Annotated in this window: 22 protein-coding genes; 6 read left to right on the top strand and 16 right to left on the bottom strand. The window is 68.0% G+C overall.

Features of this window, described 5'->3' with window-relative positions:
• Positions 1-331: 331 nt before the first annotated feature.
• The gene (locus N2M23_RS19515) at positions 332-538 is read left to right on the top strand and encodes a hypothetical protein (RefSeq protein WP_265447875.1); all 207 of its coding nucleotides are present in this window, start codon (positions 332-334) and stop codon (positions 536-538) included.
• A gap of 10 nt (positions 539-548) precedes the next feature.
• Here the strand turns inward: N2M23_RS19515 and N2M23_RS19520 are convergent, their stop codons facing one another.
• Complete coding sequence (locus tag N2M23_RS19520) at positions 549-1832, bottom strand: thymidine phosphorylase (RefSeq protein WP_265447876.1); 1284 nt, start codon at positions 1830-1832, stop codon at positions 549-551.
• 106 nt (positions 1833-1938) lie between these two features.
• Between N2M23_RS19520 and N2M23_RS19525 the strand changes: the two genes are divergently transcribed.
• Both N2M23_RS19525 and N2M23_RS19530 read left to right on the top strand, forming a co-directional pair.
• Complete coding sequence (locus N2M23_RS19525; protein ID WP_265447878.1) at positions 1939-2292, top strand: hypothetical protein; 354 nt, start codon at positions 1939-1941, stop codon at positions 2290-2292.
• A 108-nt stretch (positions 2293-2400) separates the two neighbouring features.
• Positions 2401-2838, top strand: a complete 438-nt coding sequence (locus N2M23_RS19530; RefSeq protein ID WP_265447880.1) for a hypothetical protein — start codon at positions 2401-2403, stop codon at positions 2836-2838.
• Between the two features lie 7 nt (positions 2839-2845).
• On the opposite strand, the gene N2M23_RS19535 is transcribed toward N2M23_RS19530, so the two are convergent.
• The 10 genes from N2M23_RS19535 to N2M23_RS19580 form a co-directional block, all read right to left on the bottom strand.
• Positions 2846-3322, bottom strand: a complete 477-nt coding sequence (locus N2M23_RS19535; protein ID WP_265447882.1) for a cytidine deaminase — start codon at positions 3320-3322, stop codon at positions 2846-2848.
• 3 nt (positions 3323-3325) lie between these two features.
• Entirely contained in the window at positions 3326-4642 is a 1317-nt protein-coding gene (locus N2M23_RS19540; RefSeq protein ID WP_265447883.1) for an ABC transporter permease, read from the bottom strand.
• A complete protein-coding gene (locus tag N2M23_RS19545) occupies positions 4639-5946 on the bottom strand; it encodes an ABC transporter permease (RefSeq protein WP_265447884.1) in 1308 nt (435 codons plus the stop codon). The genes N2M23_RS19540 and N2M23_RS19545 overlap by 4 nt, the downstream gene beginning before the upstream one ends.
• The gene (locus N2M23_RS19550; protein ID WP_265447886.1) at positions 5943-7463 is read right to left on the bottom strand and encodes an ABC transporter ATP-binding protein; all 1521 of its coding nucleotides are present in this window, start codon (positions 7461-7463) and stop codon (positions 5943-5945) included. Before N2M23_RS19550 ends, N2M23_RS19545 begins: the two co-directional genes overlap by 4 nt.
• 107 nt (positions 7464-7570) lie before the next feature.
• The gene (locus tag N2M23_RS19555) at positions 7571-8674 is read right to left on the bottom strand and encodes a BMP family lipoprotein (RefSeq protein ID WP_265447887.1); all 1104 of its coding nucleotides are present in this window, start codon (positions 8672-8674) and stop codon (positions 7571-7573) included.
• Positions 8675-8838: 164 nt separating this feature from the next.
• On the bottom strand, positions 8839-10050 hold the full coding sequence (locus N2M23_RS19560) for an amidohydrolase (RefSeq protein WP_265447888.1): 1212 nt from the start codon (positions 10048-10050) through the stop codon (positions 8839-8841).
• A 49-nt stretch (positions 10051-10099) separates the two neighbouring features.
• Positions 10100-10477 (bottom strand): barstar family protein, encoded by a 378-nt coding sequence (locus N2M23_RS19565; RefSeq protein WP_265447889.1) that lies wholly within the window; start codon positions 10475-10477, stop codon positions 10100-10102.
• Positions 10474-10932, bottom strand: a complete 459-nt coding sequence (locus tag N2M23_RS19570; protein ID WP_265447890.1) for a guanyl-specific ribonuclease — start codon at positions 10930-10932, stop codon at positions 10474-10476. Before N2M23_RS19570 ends, N2M23_RS19565 begins: the two co-directional genes overlap by 4 nt.
• A gap of 10 nt (positions 10933-10942) precedes the next feature.
• The gene (locus N2M23_RS19575; RefSeq protein ID WP_265447892.1) at positions 10943-11992 is read right to left on the bottom strand and encodes a quinone-dependent dihydroorotate dehydrogenase; all 1050 of its coding nucleotides are present in this window, start codon (positions 11990-11992) and stop codon (positions 10943-10945) included.
• A 24-nt stretch (positions 11993-12016) separates the two neighbouring features.
• Positions 12017-13117: a mannose-1-phosphate guanylyltransferase gene (locus N2M23_RS19580; protein ID WP_265447893.1), complete on the bottom strand. Its 1101-nt coding sequence runs from the start codon at positions 13115-13117 to the stop codon at positions 12017-12019.
• Positions 13118-13213: 96 nt separating this feature from the next.
• On the opposite strand from N2M23_RS19580, the gene N2M23_RS19585 reads away from it, so the two are divergent.
• Together N2M23_RS19585 and N2M23_RS19590 are read left to right on the top strand one after the other, a co-directional pair.
• Positions 13214-14344, top strand: coding sequence for a glycosyltransferase family 4 protein (locus N2M23_RS19585; RefSeq protein WP_265447894.1), 1131 nt, complete (start codon positions 13214-13216; stop codon positions 14342-14344).
• Between the two features lie 208 nt (positions 14345-14552).
• The gene (locus N2M23_RS19590; protein ID WP_265447896.1) at positions 14553-15485 is read left to right on the top strand and encodes a hypothetical protein; all 933 of its coding nucleotides are present in this window, start codon (positions 14553-14555) and stop codon (positions 15483-15485) included.
• A gap of 173 nt (positions 15486-15658) precedes the next feature.
• Here the strand turns inward: N2M23_RS19590 and N2M23_RS19595 are convergent, their stop codons facing one another.
• The 5 genes from N2M23_RS19595 to trpS all read right to left on the bottom strand — a co-directional run bounded on the left by N2M23_RS19595 (position 15659) and on the right by trpS (position 20737).
• Positions 15659-16393, bottom strand: coding sequence for a succinate dehydrogenase/fumarate reductase iron-sulfur subunit (locus tag N2M23_RS19595; protein ID WP_265447897.1), 735 nt, complete (start codon positions 16391-16393; stop codon positions 15659-15661).
• On the bottom strand, positions 16390-18369 hold the full coding sequence (locus N2M23_RS19600; protein ID WP_265447898.1) for a fumarate reductase/succinate dehydrogenase flavoprotein subunit: 1980 nt from the start codon (positions 18367-18369) through the stop codon (positions 16390-16392). Before N2M23_RS19600 ends, N2M23_RS19595 begins: the two co-directional genes overlap by 4 nt.
• Before the next feature lie 11 nt (positions 18370-18380).
• Positions 18381-19103, bottom strand: a complete 723-nt coding sequence (locus N2M23_RS19605; RefSeq protein WP_265447900.1) for a succinate dehydrogenase cytochrome b subunit — start codon at positions 19101-19103, stop codon at positions 18381-18383.
• 84 nt (positions 19104-19187) lie between these two features.
• Positions 19188-19703, bottom strand: coding sequence for a 2'-5' RNA ligase family protein (locus tag N2M23_RS19610; protein ID WP_265447902.1), 516 nt, complete (start codon positions 19701-19703; stop codon positions 19188-19190).
• Positions 19700-20737 (bottom strand): tryptophan--tRNA ligase, encoded by a 1038-nt coding sequence (gene trpS, locus N2M23_RS19615; RefSeq protein WP_265447903.1) that lies wholly within the window; start codon positions 20735-20737, stop codon positions 19700-19702. Before trpS ends, N2M23_RS19610 begins: the two co-directional genes overlap by 4 nt.
• Positions 20738-20894: 157 nt before the next feature.
• On the opposite strand from trpS, the gene N2M23_RS19620 reads away from it, so the two are divergent.
• Positions 20895-21668, top strand: a complete 774-nt coding sequence (locus N2M23_RS19620) for a DeoR/GlpR family DNA-binding transcription regulator (RefSeq protein WP_265447904.1) — start codon at positions 20895-20897, stop codon at positions 21666-21668.
• The last annotated feature ends 31 nt before the right edge of the window (positions 21669-21699 follow it).

The following is a 21699-nucleotide window of genomic DNA, read 5'->3' on the forward strand; positions in this document are numbered from 1 at the left end:
GAGCGTGCGATAACACACAGGGGGAAATCCAATGTCATTCATTCGCAAGCCCATTCGAGCCTTGGCGATCACGACGGTCGCGTGCGCCACTGTCGGCGCAAGTGCGGTCGGTTTTCAGAGCCGGGCGGACGCGGTCAGTCACCCGACGGCCGCGAGTAGCTGCAGTTGGAAGATCGCGGCGGGCGCCTACGCCGGTGGTCACATGGTCACATACATCCCTGAAGCCAGGGTGAGCCAAGGTCACCAAGGGGGACCGTCCACGGCGACCCTGCTGACGGTCTACTACTCGCCCAACTGTCGCGCAGTGACGGTCTGGGTGACGAACAGAAAGATGGTGAACCGTTCCTCGGCCTACCTGCAGCACTGGGCGGGCTGGGATCGTGGCGGCCGCCAGGTGCACGCCAGAGCCGGCGGGCCTGCTTGGCGTTACCCGGTGAAGCGCCTGCTAACCACGGACCCCTGCATCGCCTATCAGTACAACGAGACCTGGCACAACGGCACCCTCCTGGTGAACACCTTCCGGTTCTGCGCCAGGTGATCTGCGCGGGTCACGCTATCCGGTCGATGACCAACGGCGTTGTGTCGGCAACGGATTCACCGATCGTCCAGGATCCTTGCAGGGCTTCCTTCGCCCGCGCGAACCGCTCCGGGGTGTCGGTGTGCAGGGTCAGCAGCGGCTGGCCCGCGGTCACCGGCTCCCCCGGTTTGGCGTGTATGACGACGCCGGCCCCGGCTTGCACCGGGTCTTCCTTGCGAGCCCGACCCGCACCGAGCCGCCACGCCGCGACCCCGACCGAGAGCGCGTCGAGGCGCTGCACGACCCCGGTCGCGTCGGCGGTGATCACCTCCTGTTCGGCGGCTACCGGCAGCGCCGCGGAAGCATCGCCGCCCTGTGCCTCGATCATTCGGCGCCATACGTCCATCGCGCGGCCGTCACGCAGCGCCTCGGCCGGGTCGACGTCGGATTTGCCTGCGGCAGCGAGCATTTCGCGGGCGAGGGTCACGGTCAGTTCGATCACGTCGGACGGGCCACCGCCGGCGAGCACGTCGATCGACTCCTGCACCTCGAGCGCGTTGCCCGCGGTGCGGCCGAGCGGGGTCGACATGTCGGTGAGCAGCGCAACGGTGGTGACTCCCGCATCGGTGCCGAGGTCGACCATGGTGCGGGCGAGTTCGCGCGCGTCGTCGGTGGACTTCATGAAGGCGCCGCTGCCGACCTTGACGTCGAGCACGAGTGAGCCGGTGCCTTCGGCAATCTTCTTGCTCATGATCGAGCTGGCGATCAACGGAATCGCCTCCACAGTGCCGGTGACGTCGCGCAACGCGTAGAGCTTCTTGTCGGCCGGCGCGAGCCCGGAGCCGGCCGCGCAGATGACCGCGCCAACATTCTCGAGCTGCTGCATCATCGCTTCGTTGGTCAGGCTCGCCCGCCAGCCCGGGATCGACTCCAACTTGTCCAGTGTGCCGCCGGTGTGACCCAGGCCGCGACCCGAAAGCTGTGGCACCGCAACGCCATACACCGCGACGAGCGGAGCGAGCGGCAGGGTGATCTTGTCACCGACACCGCCGGTCGAGTGCTTGTCGGCGGTTGGCTTGGACAGCGATCCGAAGTCCATCCGCTCACCGGAGGCGATCATCGCCGCCGTCCAGCGGGAGATCTCCTCGCGGCTCATCCCGTTGAGCAGGATCGCCATCGCCAGGGCCGACATCTGCTCCTCGGCGACCGCCCCGCGGGTGTAGGCGTCGATCACCCAGTCGATCTGCTCCGGCGCAAGCGGCTGCTTGTCACGCTTGGCCCGGATCACGTCGACGGCATCGAACTTTTCACTCATGAAAGGATCTTGCCAGGGCGGGGGAACCGGTCGTCACACCGGTGCGTCAGTCTCTGCGATGCCCCGACATCCACATCGCACACCATCATCCAGGAGGGGAAACACCATGAAGATCATCACTCGCACCGCGGCCGCCGCCATGCTCGTCAGCCTGCCGATCGCCCTGAGCGCCTGTGGAAGCGGCGGAGGCGACAAGCCGAGCAAGGACGACGTCAAGGCCGGTTACGTGAAGGCGATCAAGAAGGAGGCCGGCTCCGCCGCTTCTTCGGTCCCGGATGCCACGTTCAACAAGATGGCCGACTGCATCTTCGACAAGAGCTACGACAAAGTGAGCGCCGACACCCTGGACAAGCTGGCTTCGGGCAACTTCACCAAGGACACCAAGATCAAGTCGGACGACGAGAAGACCCTGACCGACGCAACCGACTCCTGCCAGAAGACGATGACGCCGGGCAGCTGAGCTCTGCTCCCGCCGAAGCCGGTGCCGGTTGCCATGCAACCGACACCGGCTTCGCCACGTCCAACGCGGGAGTTCACGACCTGGACCCTGCCGAAAGTGAGAACCCACATGCGCTCGACCACTCCCGCCAAGCTCGGCGCCGCCGCGCTCTTGCTGGCGCTGCCCGTCGGACTGGCCGGCTGCAGCTTCGGCTCATCCTCCGACAACAAGGCGGCAGTCTCCTCGAGCGCAGCCGCCCCCACGTCGCAGGCGACGAAGGCTCCGAGCGCCGGGTCCAGCGACACCGGCGGCAAGCCGACCAAGGAGCAGGTCAAGACCGGCCTGAACGACTACTTCGTCGGCAAGGGCGTGCCGCGCGCACTGATGAGCAACGTCGCCGACTGCGTAGTCGACGACGGCTACGACAGCTTTTCCGACGCCACCCTGCGCGCGCTGCAGTCCGGCCAGATCAACAAGCTCAACCCGCTCGACTCGGCCAAGCTCGCAACCACCACCACCTCGTGCCTCGCCAAGGGCGCGGGCAGCGCCATACCCAGCGTCGGCTGAGCCCGGCTCAGCCGCCGGCGACGTGCTCCAGGTCGGCGTTGCCGAACGCCTGCGGCAGCACCTGCCGCATGGTCCAGACACCCTCGGGCGTGCGTAACTGACACTCCGGTCCGCCGTGTTCCCAAAGCAATTGGCGGCATCGGCCGCACGGCATCAGCGCCTCACCCTGCGCGTTGACGCACGACACAGCGACCAGCCGGCCACCGCCGGTGCGGATCAGCTCGCTGACCATGCCGCACTCCGCGCAGAGCGTCACGCCGTACGCGGCGTTCTCGACATTGCAGCCGGAGACAACCCGGCCGTCGTCGACGAGCCCGGCCACCCCCACCGGGAAGCGGCTGTATGGCGCGTACGCGGCCCGCATCGCCTCGGTCGCAGCGTCGGTCAGCGAATCCCAATCGACCACCCCACGAAGTTCTGCGCTCGTTCCTCGCTCCGATGCTTCGCGGGGACCCCGATCTCCTCCGGCAGGTGATTGCGTCATGACCTAGCCCTTCACGTAGGGCTCGCCGTCGGCGGCGGGCGCCCGCACCCGGCCGACCAGACCGGCGACGGCGAAAATGGTGGCCAGGTAGGGCAGCATCTGCAGCAGGTTGGAGTCGATCTTCACCGGGGTGGCGAGCAGGGACAACGCGGTCTGCAGGGCGCTGGCGAAGCCGAAGAAGATCGACGCGCCGAGCGCGCCGCGCGGCGTCCAGCGGCCGAAGATCAGCGCCGCCAGCGCGATGAAGCCCTGGCCGGAGGTCATGTTCTTGTTGAACTGCCCGACCGAGCCGATCGTGAGCGCGGCACCGGCGAGGCCGGCGATGCAGCCGCCGAGGATGACGTTGCGGTAACGCAGTCGCAGCACGTTGATGCCGACCGTGTCGGCGGCCTTGGGATGCTCGCCGACCGCCCGGGTGCGCAGGCCCCACCGGGAGCGCAGCAGCATGACGTCGATAACGATCACGATGACGTACATCAGGTAGGTGATGATCGTCTGGTTGAACAGCAGCGAGCCGACCACCGGGATGTCGCCGAGCAGCGGGATCTTGATCGGATTGAACACCGCAGGCTGGTTGGTGCTGGTGGCGTCGTTGGCCATCACCGCGTCATACAGGTAACCGGTGAGGCCGAGCGCGAACGCATTGATGACGACACCGAGGATCACCTGATTGACGGTGAACTTGATGGCGAAGACGGCCAACAGGGCACCGGCCAGGCCGCCGATGATGACCGCGGCGAGCAGCCCCAACCAGTTGCTGGCAATGGTGCCGAACAGCGCCCCGGCGAACGCGCCGAAAAGCATCTGGCCCTCGATCGCGACGTTGATGACCCCGGTCTTCTCGCACATCAGACCGGCCATCGAGCCGAGGATCAGCGGGGTCGCGAGGAAGAGCGTCTGCTGCAGCAGCGAGCCGACCTGCACTGACTGCTTGCCCTCGGTGCCGGCCCACGTCAGGAACGCCACGATGAACAGCAGCGCGACTGCGATGCCGACGTAGCGCAGCGCCCGCTTGCCGAAGCCGCGCACGATCTGCACCACGCCGAGCGCGATGATGACCACGCCGCAGGCGATGATCAGCCCGGTGCCGGGGACCGAGAAGGTCGGCACGGTCAGGTCCGCGCCGGACCCGTTGAGGTCGAACCTGGTCGAGGACGAGCCGGCCGATTTGCCGAGCAGCACGGCTGCAATGAGACCGATCACCACGATCGCGGCGCCGATGCCGATGCGCCGTGATGGCGACATCGGCACCTCGACCAGGTGCTGGGTGACGACCTCGCCGGGCGCTACCTCGACCTGTTCGACGGAGTGCTGGCTCATCCGTTCCATCCCTTCGCGAGCACGGCGGAGCCGCCTGCGGAGCTGCGGCGCAATCGGAAGATCAACCGGATCAGGCCGGGCGCGGCGATGAATATGACGACCAGCGCCTGCAGCACCTGCACCAGGTCGGGCGGTGTCGACGTCGAGGCCTGCAGTTGCCCGCTGCCGGCGGTCAGCGCGCCGAAGAGCAGACCCGCCCAGAACGTGCCCCATGCGGTGCCCCGGCCGAGCAGCGCGACCGTGATGGCGGTGAAGCCGACGCCGCCGTCGACGCTCGCGGTCACCTGGTAGTTGTTAGCGCTGCCCAGGATCTGCGACACACCGGCGAGTCCGGCGAGAGCACCGACGACCACCATCACCCAGATGTACGTCGAGGAGACGCTCATGCCTGCGGTCCGTGCTGCGTCCTGGTTGGCGCCGACAGCGCGCACCCGGAAGCCGAACGTGCCGTACTTCAGCAGCCACCAGACGAACGCCGTCGCCAGCACGGCGAGCACGAACGAGAAGTTGACCCGCAGGTCGGAGCCGAACAGGTGCCAGAACTGCGCATTGCCGTCGACCGTGCGGGAGACCGCCTGGCTGAACGGTGGTGCCTGGAACCAGCTTTCGGTGAGCAGGAAGTTGACGAAGAACACTGCGATGTAGTTGAGCATGATCGTCGTAATGACCTCGTGCGCACCGGTTTTCGCCTTGAGCACGCCGGCCAGCGCAGCCCAGATCGCACCACCGATGATGCCGCCGATGATCGCCACCACGATGTGAATGCCGGCGGGCAGATCCCACGCGAAACCGATGTAGCCGGCGAGGGCCGCTGACATCAGGATCTGACCCTGTGCACCGATGTTGAACAGGCCCGCCCGGAAGGCCAACGTGACCGACAGACCGGCGAGGATCAGCGGCGTCGCATAGACCAGCGTCTCGGAGATCGGCGCCAGCTTCTGGCCGGCGTTCGGGTTGTAGATCGCGCCCTGGAAGATCGCCAGGTAGGCGTCCCGGACGGCCCACCCGGCGGCGTTGAAGGTGTCGGCCGGCGCGGCGGTGAAGTACTTCATCGCGTCGCGGGTCGGGCCGTCGGAGGCGATGATCAGGATCGCGCCGACGATCATCGCGCAGATCACCGCGAGCACGGTGACCACCGCGGGGTGGTCGCTGCGCAGGATCTGGGTGATCGTCTCGCGGGTGCGGTCGTCGCCGCTCTCCGCGCGCTTCAGCTCGGTGTCGCCCTGCACTGCCGACTGCTCGGCGGTTTCCTCGGCCTTGGGTTCGCGCTTGCTCAAGTCCGGCCCGTCGCCGCCGGTGCTCATGCTGTCTCCTTGGTTTCCGTGGAGGCCTGTCCAGCCATCAGCAGGCCGAACTCTTCGGCCGACGCGGTGGGCGGGAGTTCGCCGATGATCTTGCCGCCGTACATCACACCGACCCGGTCCGCGAGGCCGATCACCTCGTCGAGTTCGGTGCTGACCAGCAGCACGGCGGTGCCCTGGTCGCGCTCGGCGACGAGTCGCTTGTGGACGAACTCCTGCGATCCGACGTCGACGCCGCGGGTCGGCTGGGAGACCACGAGCAGTTTGAGCGGTCGCGACATCTCCCGGGCCAGCACCACCTTCTGCTGGTTACCGCCCGACAGGGTGGACGCGGCCGCGTCGGCGCTTTGCGTGCGTACGTCGAATTCCTCGATGCGCTCGGTGGCGTTCTTGCCGATCGCGTTCAGGTTCAACGAGATTGCGCTGCCGAAGGGCTTCTCGTCATACGTGTCGAGGACGAGGTTCTCGGCGATGCTGAAGCTGCCGACGAGACCGTCGTGCATGCGGTCCTCCGGCACGTAACCGACCCCGCGGGCCAGGATGTCGTCGGTGGAGGAGTCGGTGACGTCGGCGTCGCCGAGCTTGATCGTGCCGGCCGCCGGCTCGACCAGGCCGACGATCGCCTCGGTGAGCTCGGACTGGCCGTTGCCCTGGACCCCGGCAATCGCGTAGATCTCGCCGGCCTTGACCTCCAGGCTCACGTCGTCGACCAGCACCTGCCCGGTCGGCGCCATGACCCGCAGGTTGTCGATGTCGAGCACGGTCTCCCCCGGCTGCGCCTGCGCCTTGTCGACCTGCAGCTGCACCGGCCGGCCGACCATCAGTGCGGCGAGTTCGGCGGCGGTGGCCGACGGCTGCGCCTGGCCGACCACCTTGCCGCGGCGGATGACCGTGATCGTGTCGGCGATCGCGCGCACCTCGCGCAGCTTGTGGCTGATGAAGACGATCGAGGTGCCGCGCTCCTTGAGCGAGCGCATGACGTCCATCAGGTGGTCGGTCTCCTGCGGCGTCAGCACGGCGGTCGGCTCGTCGAGGATGAGCACCTTCGCGTCGCGGGCGAGCGCCTTGAGGATCTCCACGCGCTGCTGGATGCCGACCGGCAGGTCCTCCACGAGGACGTCGGGGTGGACCTCCAGGTGATAGTCCTGCGACAGCTGCCGCACCACCTTCTCGGCGCGTTTTTCGTCCAACATGCCTGCGGCGCGGGTGTATTCGTCGCCGAGCATGACGTTCTCAGCGACGGTGAGCACGGGCACGAGCATGAAGTGCTGGTGCACCATGCCGATACCGGCGCGCATCGCGTCACCCGGTCCCGAGAAGCGCTGCGGCACGTCGTCGATGAGGATCTCGCCCGCGGTCGGCTCGTAGAGCCCGTAAAGCACGTTCATCAGGGTCGACTTGCCGGCGCCGTTCTCGCCGAGCAGCGCGTGGATCTCCCCCGGCTCGACGACCAGGTCGATCTGGTCGTTCGCCGTGAATGTGCCGAATCGCTTGGTGATCCCACGCAGTTCGAGCTTCACCGGTCCTCCTCCTCGGGGCGGTTTCGTCATACACGCCTGCCGTCAAGTCAAACAGAACAGGCAGCAGGGTGGGCGCAGCGACCGCTGCGCCCACCCTGGCTGTTACCTCACTTCGGCTGGCTCGGCGAAGTGACCTTGATCTTGCCCGAGATGATGTCGGCCTTGACCTGGTCGATCTCCTTCTTCAGGTCGGCCGGGACCTTACCGTCGAAGTTGTGGTACGGCGCCAGTCCGACCCCGTCATCCTTCAGCGTGCCGACGTAGTTGCCGGTCGGGAAGGTGCCGTCGGCGGCCGCCTTGAGGTAGGTCTCCACACCGCCGGACAGGTTCTTGGTCGCGCTGGAGATGAAGTACTTGCAGTAGTTGGCGGCGCTCTCGCAGCCGTCGGTGTCGACCCAGATCAGGTTGAGCTTGCCTGCAGAAGCCGCAGCCGCCGCGCCGGCGCCGAGACCCGAGGCGCCCGCCACCGGGAAGACGATGTCGGCGCCCTGGCTGACCATCGCCTGGGTGATCGACTTGCCCTTGTTCTGGTCGGTGAACGAACCGGAGAAGGTGCCGCCCTTCTGGTTCTTCTCGTTCCAGCCGAGCACCTTGACGCTCTTGGACTTCTGCTTGTTGTAGTACTGGACGCCCTCCCAGAAGCCGTCCATGTAGATCGTCACCGGCGGGATCGACAGACCGCCCCAGGTGCCGACGGTTCCCGATTTCGACATGCCGGCGGCGAGGTAGCCGGCGAGGAAGCCGGCCTGTGCGGTGTTGTACTCGATGCCGTACATGTTGGGCATCCCCTGGCCCGAGTTGTCGATCTCGGCGAAGTGCACCTTGGGGAACTGCTGCGCGGCCTTTTTCATCGCGTCGCCCATGAGCCCGCCGACGCCGATGACGGTGTCGCAACCGCCCTGCGCGTACTTGGTCAGGTTCGGGGTGTAGTCGCTGCCGGAGTTGGACGGCACGTACTTGACCGTGATGTTCGGGTTTGCCTTGCTGGCGGCCTGCATGCCGGCCCAGGAGTTCTCGTTGAACGACTTGTCGTCGACGCCACCGGTGTCCAACACCATGCAGGCGCTGATCTTCTTGCCCGAAGCACTGCCCTGGGCGCCACCGGTGCCGGACCCGCCGCCGGCGTTGTTCTCCGCCGGTTTGCTCCCGCAACCCGCGAGTGCCATTGCCGCCACGGCCCCCACGGCCGCAATCTTGATCACCGGACGCACGGTGTCTCCTTCGTCTAGTTCAATGTGGCCGCGGCTGCCGGTGGGCTGCCGGGCCCGAGTGACGGACCGCTGCCGCAGGTCGCGGAGGTGGGCCAAGGCGCAAGGTTAGCGGCGTCACACCGCAGTTGTCTCCCGGATGTCGCCGCGCCGCGACCGAACCGTTATTAACCGGACAGTAGGGCCGCGACGGCAAGCATCCGAGCCCCGGCACCGATCGCCGCCTCGTCGATCACCAGGTCGCCCTGGTGCAGCTCGTAGGTGTGCCCGCCGGGCGTGCGGGTGCCAAGGCGCGCCATCGCGCCGGGGCAGGTCTCGAGCAACCAGGAGAAGTCCTCGCCGCCCAGCGACTGACGGGTCGGGACGACCGCCCCGTCGCCGATCGCGGCCGAAGCGGCCCGGCGCAGCAGGTCGACGGCGGCCCGGTCGTTGACGACCGGCGGCACGCCGCGGATGTGCCGCACCTGCGCGCGCACCTGGTATGGCGCAGCGATCTCCTGCACCAGGCGCTCCACCAGACCATCGAGCCGCCGCCACTCCTCGGCGTCCAGGATCCGCAGGGTGCCGAGAGCGTGCCCGGTGGACGGGATCACGTTCGCGGCGTTGCCCGCGTCGATCTGCCCCCACACCAGCGCCACCCCGCCGCGTGGGTCGAGCCGGCGGCTGAGCGCGGCCGGCAGATCGGTCAGCACCTTGGCCAGCGCGAACGTCAGGTCCGCCGTCAGGTGCGGACGCGAGGTGTGCCCGCCCGGCCCGGTCAGCGTCACGTCGATCGCGTCGCAGGCCGCGGTGATCGGACCGTCGGCGAGGCCGACCGTGCCAACGTCGATGCTCGGGTCGCAGTGCACCGCCAGCACCCGGTCGACCCCGTGCATGGCACCGGCTTCGACCAGCTCGTGCGCGCCGCCGGGCATCACTTCCTCCGCGGGCTGGAAGAGAAACCGGACGGCGATCCCGCGCTCGATCAATGCCGGCTCGATGGCCTTGAGGGCGAGCGCCGCGCCGAGCACCACCGTGGTGTGCACGTCATGTCCGCAGGCGTGGCAGACGTCGGGCACGGTGGAGGCGTAGGAGAGTTCGCTGCGTTCGGGCACCGGCAGCGCGTCCAGGTCGGCGCGCAGCGCCACCCGGTGGCGTGGTTCGGTGGCGCCGAGGTCGGCGATCAGCCCGGTGCGCGGCAGGTCGGTGACGGCGATCTCGCGGGAGCGCAGCGTGTCGCGCAGGAATGCCGTGGTGCGGGTTTCGGTTCGTGCCGTCTCGGGGTGAGCGTGCAGGTCGCGCCGCCACAACACCAACTGCGGCACCAGCGCGTCGACCTCGGCCAGCAGGGCGCGGGTCGTCACCGTCGAGGTCGCCGGATCGGCTGCAAGGTCGCTCACAAAGACTTGATGGTATGCCGCGGGCCTGCGCCCACGCCGGGCATGTCGGTCAATGGACCAGCAACACCAGGAACGGCGCCAGTCCTCGCTCTGCGCGTCGGCCGCGTTCGGCCAGGATGTCGGTGGCGACCTCGCGGGTGCTCTCGTCGAGCGACCCGGCGCCACGCCAGAGCACGAGGACGCCGGGTCGGGTGTCGACGTCGGTGAGGGAATCCTCGAGCGCGTCCCAGTTGTTGCCGAACCAGTCCGGCAGGTCAAAAGCGCTGCGGCATACGGCCAGGAAAGAAGCCTTGTCGTGCGCGTTGCGGGTGTCGAGATCGACGACCCGCCAGTTGTTTTCGCGGGCGAGCTGCTCCGCATCGTCGGCGTCGCTCGTGCGATGTATGCCGGAGCTCGCGTGCTCGATCAGACTCTGCACACCGGTCACTGGACGATCCTCCGGAAGCTGTCGTAGTGGTCGCTGGTGTAGTAGAGAGTGCCGTCCTTGCCGGCGATGATGCGACGCGCGCCACGATCCTTGGATCCCGGTGTCACCACGGTGTATTCACGGTAGTAGCCGGATGGTTCGCGAGGCAGGATGCGTTCGCGGTTGCCGAAGACACCATCGTCCTGGCGGTATGGATAGGGGCCGCCCTTGGCGATCAGCGCCATGGTCGCCCTCGCCTCGGGCGGCAGGTCGCTCGCCGCGACCGTCGGCAGCCCGTCGCGGCGGCCCGCATCGCTCGCGGTCGCCGACAGGGTCCCGTGGCTGCTTGCCGCATCGCTGCCGGAGCTGCTGGCGCCGAAACAGCCGGCCAGCACCGAGAGCAGCGCGATGAGCACGATCAGCCCGAAGACCGCCGGAATGAACCCATCCCGAATCTGCTTGGCGCGCTGCAACATTCGTCTCAGCCTAGCCGAGTGAGCGGTTGAGCTCGGTGATCAACGCGGGACCTCGGTAGATGAACCCGCTGTAGACCTGCACGAGCGAGGCGCCGGCGTCGATCAGCGCCTTCCCGTCGTCGGCAGTCATCACTCCCCCGACGCCGATGACAGGCAGCGGCGAGCTCTGCGCGACGCGACCCACGACATACCTCGCCCGCCGGGTGAGCGGTGCGCCCGACAACCCACCGGCCTCGTCGGCCAGCGGCAGGTCGGAGTCCGCGATGCCATCGCGACCGAGCGTGGTGTTGGTCGCGATGATCCCGCTCGCGTCGGCGCGCTGCGCCACCTCCAGCACGTCGTCGATCGCCTCGTCGGTCAGGTCGGGCGCGATCTTGACGAAGATCGGGGTGCCGCTGCGCTCGGTGGTGGCGACGACGAGCTCGGCGAGGAGTTCGGCGAGCGGCTCCTTGTCCTGCAGGGAACGCAGCCCGGGCGTGTTCGGACTGGAGACGTTGACCGCGAAGTAGTCGGCGTAGTCGTCGAGCGCGGCGAGGCTGGCCAGGTAGTCGGCGGTCGCCTCCTCGACCGGCGTCACCTTGGTCTTGCCGATGCTCACCCCGACCGGGATGTCGATCGGGCCGGCTTGCTTCAACCGCTCGGCGAGGGCCTGCGCGCCGTCGTTGTTGAAGCCCATCCGGTTGATGATCGCGTCGCTGCCGCGCAGCCGGAACAGCCGTGGCTGCGGGTTGCCGGGCTGCGCCTGCGCGGTGACCGTGCCCAGCTCGACGTGCCCGAATCCCAAGTGTTCCCAGGCCTTCACACCGACGCCGTTCTTGTCGACCCCGGCCGCCAGGCCGACCCGGCCGGGGAAGGTGATCCCGGCAACCTCCACGGGAGTCGTCGGCACCCGCAGCGCGCGCCCGATCGTGCGCAGCGCCGCCGGACGCTCGCCGAGCTGCTCCATGCGGGCCAGCGTCGCGTGATGCGCGGCCTCTGCATCACCCCCGCCGATGCGAAAGAGCGTCGGCCGGATCGCCGCCCGGTAGCTTGCGTCGAGCGCGCGGGTCCGCAGGTCCATGCCGGTGAGTTTACGGACGCCCTGTCAGGTCAGATCGGCCCGGCCGTCGGCCTTGAGCCGCTGCACGACCCGCTTGACGTCCTGCGCCCGGGCACGGGTGGTGACCAGGACGGCGTCGGAGGTGTCGACCACGATGATGTCCTCGACACCGAGGGTGACCACCACCCGGCCAGACCGTGGTGCGATCACACCGGTCGTCTCCTGAGCGACGACATACTCGGACTTGCCGAGCACCTTGACACCGTCGGCGGATTCGGCGAGCAACGAGGCCAGCGAGTCGAAGTCACCGACGTCGTCCCAGTCGAACTCACCCGGTATGACGGCAACTCGCCCGTCTGCGGCAGCGGGCTCGGCAAGGGCCTTGTCGATGGCGATCTCGGTGAGCCGCGGCCACAGCTCGGTGAGTCGGAGCGGGTTGTCGGCGATCGCGCGCAGGTCGGCCGCCAGACCCGGCTGATACTGGTCGAGCATCTCCAGCAGGACGGTCGCCTTGAAGACGAACATGCCTGCGTTCCAACGGTAATCGCCGCTGTCCAGATAGGACTGCGCGGTCGGCGCGTCCGGCTTCTCGACGAACGACTCGACACCGTGTGCTCGCGGGGCTCCCGCCACACCGAGCTGCGACCCCAGCTTGATGTAGCCGAAACCCGTTGCCGGACTTGTGGGTTCGATGCCGATCGTGACGAGCATCCCGGTCTCGGCGACGGCAACTGCCTCCCGCACGCTCCGGCGGAACGACTCGTCGTCGCGGATGACGTGGTCGGCGGCGAACGAGCCGATGACCGCGTCCGGATCCCGTTGCGCCAGGATCGCGGCGGCCAGACCGATGGCCGGCATGGACTCGCGCGGCGACGGCTCGACCAACAGCGAGTCGATGCCGAGGTCGGGCAGTTGCTCGCGCACCTCCTCCGCGTGCCGCAGACCGGTGACGATGAGCAGCCGTTGCTCGGAGAGCGGGGCCAGTCGGTCGACGGTGCCCTGCAGCAGCGACCAGCCGGACCCGGTCAGGTCATGCAGGAATTTCGGTGAGCCCGACCGGGACAGCGGCCACAGCCGGGTGCCGGATCCGCCCGCCGGAATGACGGCCCAGAATCCGTCGATCGGCCCCGCCGAGATCTCAGACATGGGGCAGACGTTAAACCATGACGTTCACATGACGCTCACTGGACCGGGCGACTGCGGTTAACCCCGATTCCACCCGCCGCGCCGACGCTGAGGGTCGTGCGAGTAGCGATCGTGACCGAGTCGTTCCTGCCGACCCTCAATGGCGTGACCACCAGCGTGTGCCGTGTGCTCGACCATCTGGCCGACACCGGGCACGAAGCGATGGTCGTCTGCCCCGGCCCCGCGCCGACGGCATACCGCGGATTCGAAGTCCGCACGGTTCGTGGTGTCACCGTCCGCGGGTTCCGCGTCGGCGTGCCCACCTTCGAGCTGGAGCGGATCCTCGCCGACTACGCCCCGCAGGTGGTGCATGCGGCCTCGCCGTTCGGGCACGGTGCCCGCGGTCTCGCCGCCGCACGCAACCTCGGGCTCCCGTCGGTCGCGGTCTATCAGACCGACATGCCCACCTACCTCGCCCAACACGGCGGGCCCATCTCCGGCGGCGTCGAGCGCGCGACCTGGCGGTGGCTGCGTCATCTGCACTCGCTGGCCGACATCACTCTGGCGCCGAGTTCGACCACGCTGCAGGAGCTGAACGACCACGGCATACCCCGCACCGCACTCTGGGGACGCGGTGTCGACACGGTGAACTACCACCCGGATCGTCGCTTCGACGAGGAAGTCACCGACCTGCGGCGCTGCGTCGCCCCGCACGGCGAGACCGTCCTGGGGTATGTCGGCCGGCTCGCGCCGGAGAAGGAGATCCACCGCCTCGCCGAGGTCGCGGATCTGCCGAACACCTCGGTGGTCATCGTCGGTGACGGCCCGTCCCGAGACCGACTGGAGCGGCTGCTGCCGAAGGCGCACTTCCTCGGCTTCCGCGAGGGCATCCCGCTGGCTCAGGCCTACTCTGCGCTCGACGTGTTCGTGCACACCGGCTGCCACGAGACCTTCGGGCAGACCCTCCAGGAGGCGATGGCGGCCGGCCTGCCGGTGGTCGCTCCGGCGGCCGGCGGACCGCTCGACATCGTCAAGCCGGGCGTCACCGGTCTGCTCTTCGACCCCGAGCACGACGGCGCGCTGCGCCAGGCGGTCGGCGGACTCGCGTCCGACGAGTCGATGCGCGTGCGAATGGGCGCCAGCGGCCGCCGCAAGGTCGAGCAGCGCAGCTGGGCATCGGTCGTCGACCAACTGCTCGACTTCTACGCCGACGCGATCAACCCGGCATACGCCCGCCGCGTCGCCTGACCGGGTCGCGCCCGTCCACCTGGCCGTCCCCCGCGCTCGACCCCGGCAAAAGTCGACCCTCGGCATACGAACACGCCGAGAAACCTTCGATCGGCGGCGTGTCGGTATGCCGAGGGTCGAGAAACGCCGCGGCTGGACACGGCGCCGGCTCGGCACCCCTGTGGACAACGTCCGACGCCCCGTCCGGAAACCGCCGATGCTGGGGCGGATGACGACCCCGTTCGACGATCGCCGACCGTTCCGGCCGGCCGGCGCGAAGTCCGCCGGCATCACCCGGGCGCAACTCACCGGCGACGACTACCGGCGGGTCTTCCGCGGCTGTTTCGTCGCGACCGGTCAGGACGTCGGCCTGCTCACCAGGGTCCACGCTGCCCTCGAGCTCGTCCCGATGTCGTATGGCGTGAGCCATCACACGACCGCGTCGCTCTGGGGCGCCGCGCCGCCGGAGACCTCGGACGTCCACCTCGCGGTGCCGCACAAGGTGCGCTGCGAGATCCCGGGGATCCGAGTGCACCGATTTCGCAAACCGCCAAAGATGGTGCAGCGCAACGGGGTTCGGCTGACCACACCGTTGGGCACGTACCTCGATCTGGCGCCGTTCACCGAGCTGGTCCCGCTCGTCACACTCGGCGACTCGCTGGTTCGCCATACCGGACTCACCGCTGCCGACCTGGTGGCTGCCACGGCCGGGAAAGAAGGCGGCCGGGGCATCCGACTGGCCCGCCGGGCGGCCACCCTGGTGCGCAGCAACGTCGACTCGCCACGGGAGACAATGCTGCGGCTGTTGCTCGTGCTCGGCGGACTGCCCGAACCGGTCGTCGATCATCGCATCTACGCCTCCGACGGCAGGCTGCTCCGCCGGCTCGACCTGGCCTACCTCGAGCAGTTGCTCGCCATCGAGTACGACGGACGGCATCACATCGAGCGCACCGGCCAATGGCACGGCGACATCTTGCGACGCGAGGAGTTCGAGCAGCTCGGTTGGCGGTTCGTGGTCATCACCTCACCGGACATCTGGCGCACTCCCGGCGCGACACTCGACCGGGTCGGTGCCGCCCTTCGCGAGCGCGGAGTCGTGCTGCCCCGCCGTACCGACGCGTGGCGGGCGCACTTCCCCGAGCGCCGCGGCCTGGCCGGCTGACCCGGCATACCCGCCCCGAGATCACGGCCGCGCGCGAGCGACCCTCGGCAAAAGTCGACCCTCGGCATACGGACGCGCCGCGAAACCGAGGTCTCGCGGCGCGTTGCTATGCCGAGGGTCGACTTTTGACGGAGCCGGGGCGCCCGACCAGCCGGCCGTATGACGTCAGCGCGTCAGCGCTTGGCCTTCATGAAGTCCCGGTTGAGCTGGTTGATCACGTCGAGCGGGATCTCCTTGGGGCAGGCAGCCGCGCACTCGCCGAGGTTCTGGCAGCCGCCGAAGTCCTCGGCGTCATGCTGACTCAGCATCTTCACCACGCGCGCGTCGCGCTCGGCCTGTCCCTGCGGCAACTCACCGAGGTGGGTGATCTTGGCGCCGAGGAAGAGCATGCCGGAGGCGTTCGGGCAGGCCGCGACGCAGGCGCCGCAGCCGATGCAGGTCGCGGTGTCGAAGGCGCGGTCGGCCTTCTCCTTGCGCACCTGCAGGTTGTTGGCCTCGGGCGCCGCGCCGGTGTTGACCGACACGTAGCCGCCGGCCTGGATGACCCGGTCGAACGCCGAGCGGTCCACGATCAGGTCGCGCACCAGCGGGAACGCCTCGGCGCGCCACGGCTCGATGGTGATCGTGTCGCCGTCGGTGAAGGACCGCATGTGCAACTGGCAGGTGGTGGTGACCTCCGGCCCGTGCGCCTCGCCGTTGATCATCAGCGAGCACATGCCGCAGATGCCTTCGCGGCAGTCGGAGTCGAAGGCCACCGGCTCCTCGCCCTTGGCGTTGAGCTGCTCGTTGAGCACGTCGAGCATCTCCAGGAAGGACATGTCCTCGGAGATGTCCGAGACCGGGTAGGTGACCATCTCACCCGGTGCCTCCGGTCCGGCCTGTCGCCAGATCTTGAGCGTCAGATTCACTTGTAACTCCGTTGCTTCAGCTCGATGGCCTTGTAGATCAGGTCTTCCTTGTGCAGCACCGGGGCACCGGGGGCGCCGCTCGGCTCACCCGCGAACTCCCAGGCGGCGACATAGAGGAAGTGTTCGTCGTCGCGCAGTGCCTCGCCGTCCTCGGTCTGGCTCTCCGCGCGGAAGTGACCGCCGCACGACTCCCGTCGGTGCAGCGCGTCGATGCACATCAGCTCACCGAGCTCGAGGAAGTCGGCGACCCGGCCGGCCTTCTCCAGCGACTGGTTGAGCGTGTCGGCGGTGCCGAGCACCCGCACGTTGCGCCAGAACTCCTCGCGCAAGGAACGGATCAGGTCGATCGCCTTGCGCAGGCCCTCCTCGGTGCGCTCCATGCCGCAGTACTCCCACATGATGTGGCCGAGTTCGCGGTGGAAGGAGTCGACCGAGCGCTCGCCGTTGATCGACAGCAGCGTGTCGATCCGCGACTTGACCGACTCCTCGGCCTCGCGCACCTCCGGGGCGTCCGGCGCGACCGGCTCGAACGGGCCTTGCGCCAGGTAGTTGCGGATGGTGTTGGGCAGCACGAAGTAGCCGTCCGACAGGCACTGCATCAGCGACGAGGCACCGAGTCGGTTGGCGCCGTGGTCGGAGAAGTTGGCCTCGCCCACGGCGTACAGACCCGGGATGGTGGTCTCCAGGTCGTAGTCGACCCAGAGCCCGCCCATCGTGTAGTGCACCGCGGGGTAGATGCGCATCGGCACCTCGCGCGGGTCCTCCCCGGTGATCCGCTGGTACATGTCGAAGAGGTTGCCGTACTTCTCGTCGATGGCCTCGCGGCTCATCCGCGACAGCGCCGAGGCGAAGTCGAGGTAGACGCCGCGACGGAAGTCGCCGACGAGCGGGCCGACACCGCGGCCGTCGTCGCACATGTACTTCGCCTGCCGGGAGGCGATGTCGCGCGGCACCAGGTTGCCGAACGCCGGGTAGATCCGCTCCAGGTAGTAGTCGCGGTCTTCCTCGGGAATGTCGCGGGGGTCCTTGTCGGCGTCCTCGCGGTTCTTCGGCACCCAGATGCGGCCGTCGTTGCGCAACGACTCACTCATCAGGGTCAGCTTGCTCTGGTGGTCGCCGCTGACCGGGATGCAGGTCGGGTGGATCTGGGTGTAGCAGGGGTTGCCGAAGTAGGCGCCCTTGCGGTGCGCGCGCCAGGTGGCGGTGACGTTGCAGCCCATCGCGTTGGTCGACAGGAAGAAGACGTTGCCGTAGCCGCCGGAGGCGAGCACGACCGCGTCGGCCAGGTGGGTCTCGATCTCGCCGGTGACCATGTCGCGGGCGATGATGCCGCGGGCCTTCCCGTCGACGACGATGACCTCGAGCATCTCGTGTCGGGTGAACTGCTCGACCGTGCCGGCGCCGACCTGCCGCTCCATCGCCTGGTAGGCGCCGATCAGCAACTGCTGACCGGTCTGGCCGCGCGCGTAGAAGGTGCGGGCCACCTGCACACCGCCGAACGACCGGTTGTCGAGCAGGCCGCCGTAGTCGCGGGCGAACGGCACGCCCTGGGCGACGCACTGGTCGATGATGTTGTTGGCGACCTCCGCCAGCCGGTAGACGTTGTCCTCACGCGAGCGGTAGTCACCGCCCTTCACCGTGTCGTAGAAGAGCCGGTAGACCGAGTCGCCGTCGTCGTTGTAGTTCTTGGCGGCGTTGATGCCGCCCTGCGCGGCGATCGAGTGCGCACGGCGCGGGCTGTCCTGGTAGCAGAAGGACTTCACGTGGTAGCCGGCCTCGCCGAGCGTGGCGGCGGCGGACGCGCCCGCCAGCCCGGTGCCGACGATGATCACCGACAGCTTGCGGCGGTTGGACGGGTTGACCAGCTTGTTGTCGAACTTCGCCGCGGTCCACTTGTCCTCGATGGGACCTTCGGGGGCCTTGGTGTCCTGGATCGGGTCGCCGAGACGGTAGAGGTCATCGATGAGTTCAGCCATGTTGGGCGTCCTTACTTGATTCCGCCGAAGAGGATGGCCAGCGGCGGTATGACGAAGCCGACGGCCACGACCAGTGCCACCACGGTGGCCGTGGTCTTGGCGATCTTGCGAGCGCGCGCGGTCGGCGTGAAGCCGAGCGTCTGCGAGGCGCTCCAGATGCCATGGTGCAGGTGCATGCCGAGCGCGATCATCGCCAGCACGTAGATCAGCGTCAGCCACCACACCTGGAAGCTGTTCACGACCAACAGGTAGGGGTCGTTCTTGATCGACACGGCATTGCCGCCGTCGCCGACGTTGATCTTGGGAATGGTGAACTGCAACAGGTGCCAGATCACGAAGAGCAGCAGGAAGAGGCCACCCCAGCGCATCCATTTGCTCGAAAAGGACTGTGCGATGGACTTCTTCACGACGTACCGCTGCGGTCGGGCGGCCTTGGCGCGCTTCCACAGCTGCGCCGCGGAGTAGACGTGCAGCACGACGCTGATGCCGAGCACGACCTCGAGGATCGTGAGCAGTCCGCGCCGGGGCAGCATCGGCTCGCCGATGGTGCGCAGGTGCTCGGAGTACTCGTTGAAGGCCTCATGGCCAGCGAACAACTTGAAGATGTTGCCGTACATGTGCGCGGCCACGAAGAGCACGAAGATGAAGCCGGTGACCGCCATGAGGGTCTTGAGGAAGACGGTGCTTCCGGCTTTGCCGGTGCGCGGCGGCTTGGAGACGGTTGAGGTTGCCACGATCTTCAGATTACGCCGGAAAGTACCTTGACATCGAAAGAAGGTCCACCTAAGTGGCGCGGGTCACACTCAGCGCGCGCTCAGTCAACGGTCACCGAAGACGAAGGACTCCACCGGTCGCCATACCTGATCATCGCCGTGCTCGTAGAGGTCGAAGCCGCCGACCTCGAATCTGCAGTCGTATGACGCCAACTCGTCGAACGCCCGGTCCAGCGCCGTGTCGTCGAGGCCGTGGGCGATCGTGACGTGCGGGTGGTAGGGGAACTGCAGCTCGCGCTCGACGGGCCCGGACCGCACCGCCTGCTCGAGCCGCTCGCAGCTTGCGATCCCCTCGGCCACCGCAACGAAAACGACCGGTGACAGCGGCCGGAACGTGCCGGTGCCGCGCAGGGTCATCCGGAACGGTCGCGCGTCCCCGGCCACCTTCACCAGGTGGCTGCGCAGGTGCGCCAACTCGTCGTCCTCGACGACCGTCGGTGGCATCAGGGTCACGTGCGCCGGGACGGCGTCGGCGAGCGGGTCACCGACGTCGCGACGGGCCTGCTGCAACTGCTCGCCGTATGGCGAGGGGATCGGGATGGACACCCCGATGGTCGTCATTTATTGACCACCGACGGCAGGAAACCGACTGCGTTGTAAGCGCGTTCGAGCACTTCGGCGGCGACCGAGCGGGCCCGCTCGGCACCTCGGGCGAGGATCCGGTCGAGCTCGGCCGGATCGGCGAGCAGCTCCTCGACCCGTGCCTTGAACGGCGCCTGCACGGCCGCCACCTGCTCGGCCACGTCGGTCTTGAGCGCGCCATACTTGTTCTCCCCCGCGTACCGCTCGACGAGGGTGTCGATCGACTCCCCCGACAGTGCCGAGTGGATGCGCAACAGGTTGGCGATGCCCGGCTTGTTCTCCGCGTCGAACCGGACGGCGTTGTCGGTGTCGGTGACCGCCGACTTGATCTTCTTGGTGTTCGCCTTCGGTTCGTCGAGCATCATCAGGTTGCCGTTCTGATTGGCCGCCGACTTGCTCATCTTGGCGGTCGGCTCCTGCAGCGACATGATCTTGGCCGTCTCACCGGGGATGTGTGCCTCGGGTATGACGAAGGTGTCGCCGTAGCGGGCGTTGAACCGGCCCGCCAGGTCGCGGGTGAGCTCAAGGTGCTGGCGCTGGTCCTCACCGACCGGCACCGCGGTGGTGTCGTAGAGCAGGATGTCGGCGGCCATCAGCATCGGGTAGGTGAACAGCCCGACGTTGGTGCCCTCCGCGCCACGCTGCCCCGACTTGTCCTTGAACTGCGTCATGCGGGCCGCCTCGCCATACCCGGTGATGCAGTTGAGCACCCAGGCCAGTTGCGAGTGCTCGGGCACGTGGGATTGCACGAACACGGTCGAGACGTCCGGGTCGATGCCGCCGGCGAGGTACTGGGCGGCGGTGACGCGGGTGCGGCGGCGCAACTCCTCCGGCTCGGGGCCGACAGTGAGCGCGTGCTGGTCGACCACGCAGAAGAATGCGTCGAAGTCGCGCTGCATGCGCACCCAGTTGACCTGGGCACCGAGGTAGTTGCCCAGGTGCAGCGAGTCGTGGGTCGGCTGCATGCCGGACAGGATGCGCGGCGTGGCGGTGTCGTTGCTCGTGGAGCTCATGGAAATGGTGGCGCTCTCTTCGCGGCTGGAGTTCGGCGGTGATTCTCTCACCACCGGGGTATGGCGACGACGCCGCGGGTGGCCGCAGCGCCCATGCCTTGTTGTTTGAACGTGTTTAGATATGGGGAAGTGTCGCAAGCCGAACGAAGGAGTCGCGATGCTCGCCCGTCAGCGCCAGGAGCTGATCGCACAGGCCGTGCAGGACCATGGCGGCGTGCGCGTGTCCGAGCTGGTCGCCGAACTCGGCGTCAGTGACATGACGATCCGCCGGGACATCGAGGCGCTCGCCCACAAGGGGCTGGTGCGCAAGGTGCACGGCGGCGCGACGCAGGCCGATCGCAGCGCCGACGAACCCGGCTTCACCGCCAAGTCGGAGATGAACCCGGTGCAGAAGTCGGAGATCGCCCGGACCACCGCCAGCCTGATCTCCCCCGGCTCGTCGGTCGCGGTGTCGGCCGGCACCACCGCGTATGCCGTGGCGCAGGAGCTTCGTCCGATCAAGCGGCTGACCGTGGTCACCAACTCCCCGAGGGTGGCGGAGTTGCTCTACGACCCGGAGGATCACGACCGGCTCGTGGTGTTGACCGGCGGCGTCCGCACGCCGTCCGACGCGCTCGCGGGCCCGGTCGCCAACCAGATGCTCGCCGACGTGCACGTGGACACGCTCATCCTCGGCGTGCACGGCATCGACCTCGAGGCGGGGCTCACGACGCCGAATCTGCAGGAAGCACAGACCAACCGGGCGTTGATCAAGTCGGCCAAGCGGATCGTCGTGGTCGCCGATCACAGCAAGTGGGGGATCATCGGCCTGTCCACGATCGCCACGCTGGACAAGGTCGACACCCTGGTCACCGACGCCGAACTCGACGAACGGGCGCGGCGAGAGATCAGCAAGAACGGCATCAACCTGATCGTCGCGCAGCGGTCCTGACATTGCGGTGCAAGCGCCCACAGTCACCGCG

The sequence above is a fragment of the Flexivirga meconopsidis genome, from assembly GCF_026162425.1.
GTDB classification, from domain to species: Bacteria; Actinomycetota; Actinomycetes; order Actinomycetales; family Dermatophilaceae; genus Flexivirga; species Flexivirga meconopsidis.

Coding starts and splice junctions, on each gene's coding strand:
- N2M23_RS19515 (WP_265447875.1), top strand. CDS start 332: ATGGTGAACCGTTCCTCGGCCTACCTGCAGCACTGGGCGGGCTGGGAT.
- N2M23_RS19535 (WP_265447882.1), bottom strand. CDS start 3,322: ATGACGCAATCACCTGCCGGAGGAGATCGGGGTCCCCGCGAAGCATCG.
- N2M23_RS19600 (WP_265447898.1), bottom strand. CDS start 18,369: ATGGCTGAACTCATCGATGACCTCTACCGTCTCGGCGACCCGATCCAG.
- N2M23_RS19540 (WP_265447883.1), bottom strand. CDS start 4,642: ATGAGCCAGCACTCCGTCGAACAGGTCGAGGTAGCGCCCGGCGAGGTC.
- N2M23_RS19520 (WP_265447876.1), bottom strand. CDS start 1,832: ATGAGTGAAAAGTTCGATGCCGTCGACGTGATCCGGGCCAAGCGTGAC.
- N2M23_RS19530 (WP_265447880.1), top strand. CDS start 2,401: ATGCGCTCGACCACTCCCGCCAAGCTCGGCGCCGCCGCGCTCTTGCTG.
- N2M23_RS19525 (WP_265447878.1), top strand. CDS start 1,939: ATGAAGATCATCACTCGCACCGCGGCCGCCGCCATGCTCGTCAGCCTG.
- N2M23_RS19570 (WP_265447890.1), bottom strand. CDS start 10,932: ATGTTGCAGCGCGCCAAGCAGATTCGGGATGGGTTCATTCCGGCGGTC.
- N2M23_RS19610 (WP_265447902.1), bottom strand. CDS start 19,703: ATGACGACCATCGGGGTGTCCATCCCGATCCCCTCGCCATACGGCGAG.
- N2M23_RS19620 (WP_265447904.1), top strand. CDS start 20,895: ATGCTCGCCCGTCAGCGCCAGGAGCTGATCGCACAGGCCGTGCAGGAC.
- N2M23_RS19580 (WP_265447893.1), bottom strand. CDS start 13,117: ATGTCTGAGATCTCGGCGGGGCCGATCGACGGATTCTGGGCCGTCATT.
- trpS (WP_265447903.1), bottom strand. CDS start 20,737: ATGAGCTCCACGAGCAACGACACCGCCACGCCGCGCATCCTGTCCGGC.
- N2M23_RS19545 (WP_265447884.1), bottom strand. CDS start 5,946: ATGAGCACCGGCGGCGACGGGCCGGACTTGAGCAAGCGCGAACCCAAG.
- N2M23_RS19590 (WP_265447896.1), top strand. CDS start 14,553: ATGACGACCCCGTTCGACGATCGCCGACCGTTCCGGCCGGCCGGCGCG.
- N2M23_RS19575 (WP_265447892.1), bottom strand. CDS start 11,992: ATGGACCTGCGGACCCGCGCGCTCGACGCAAGCTACCGGGCGGCGATC.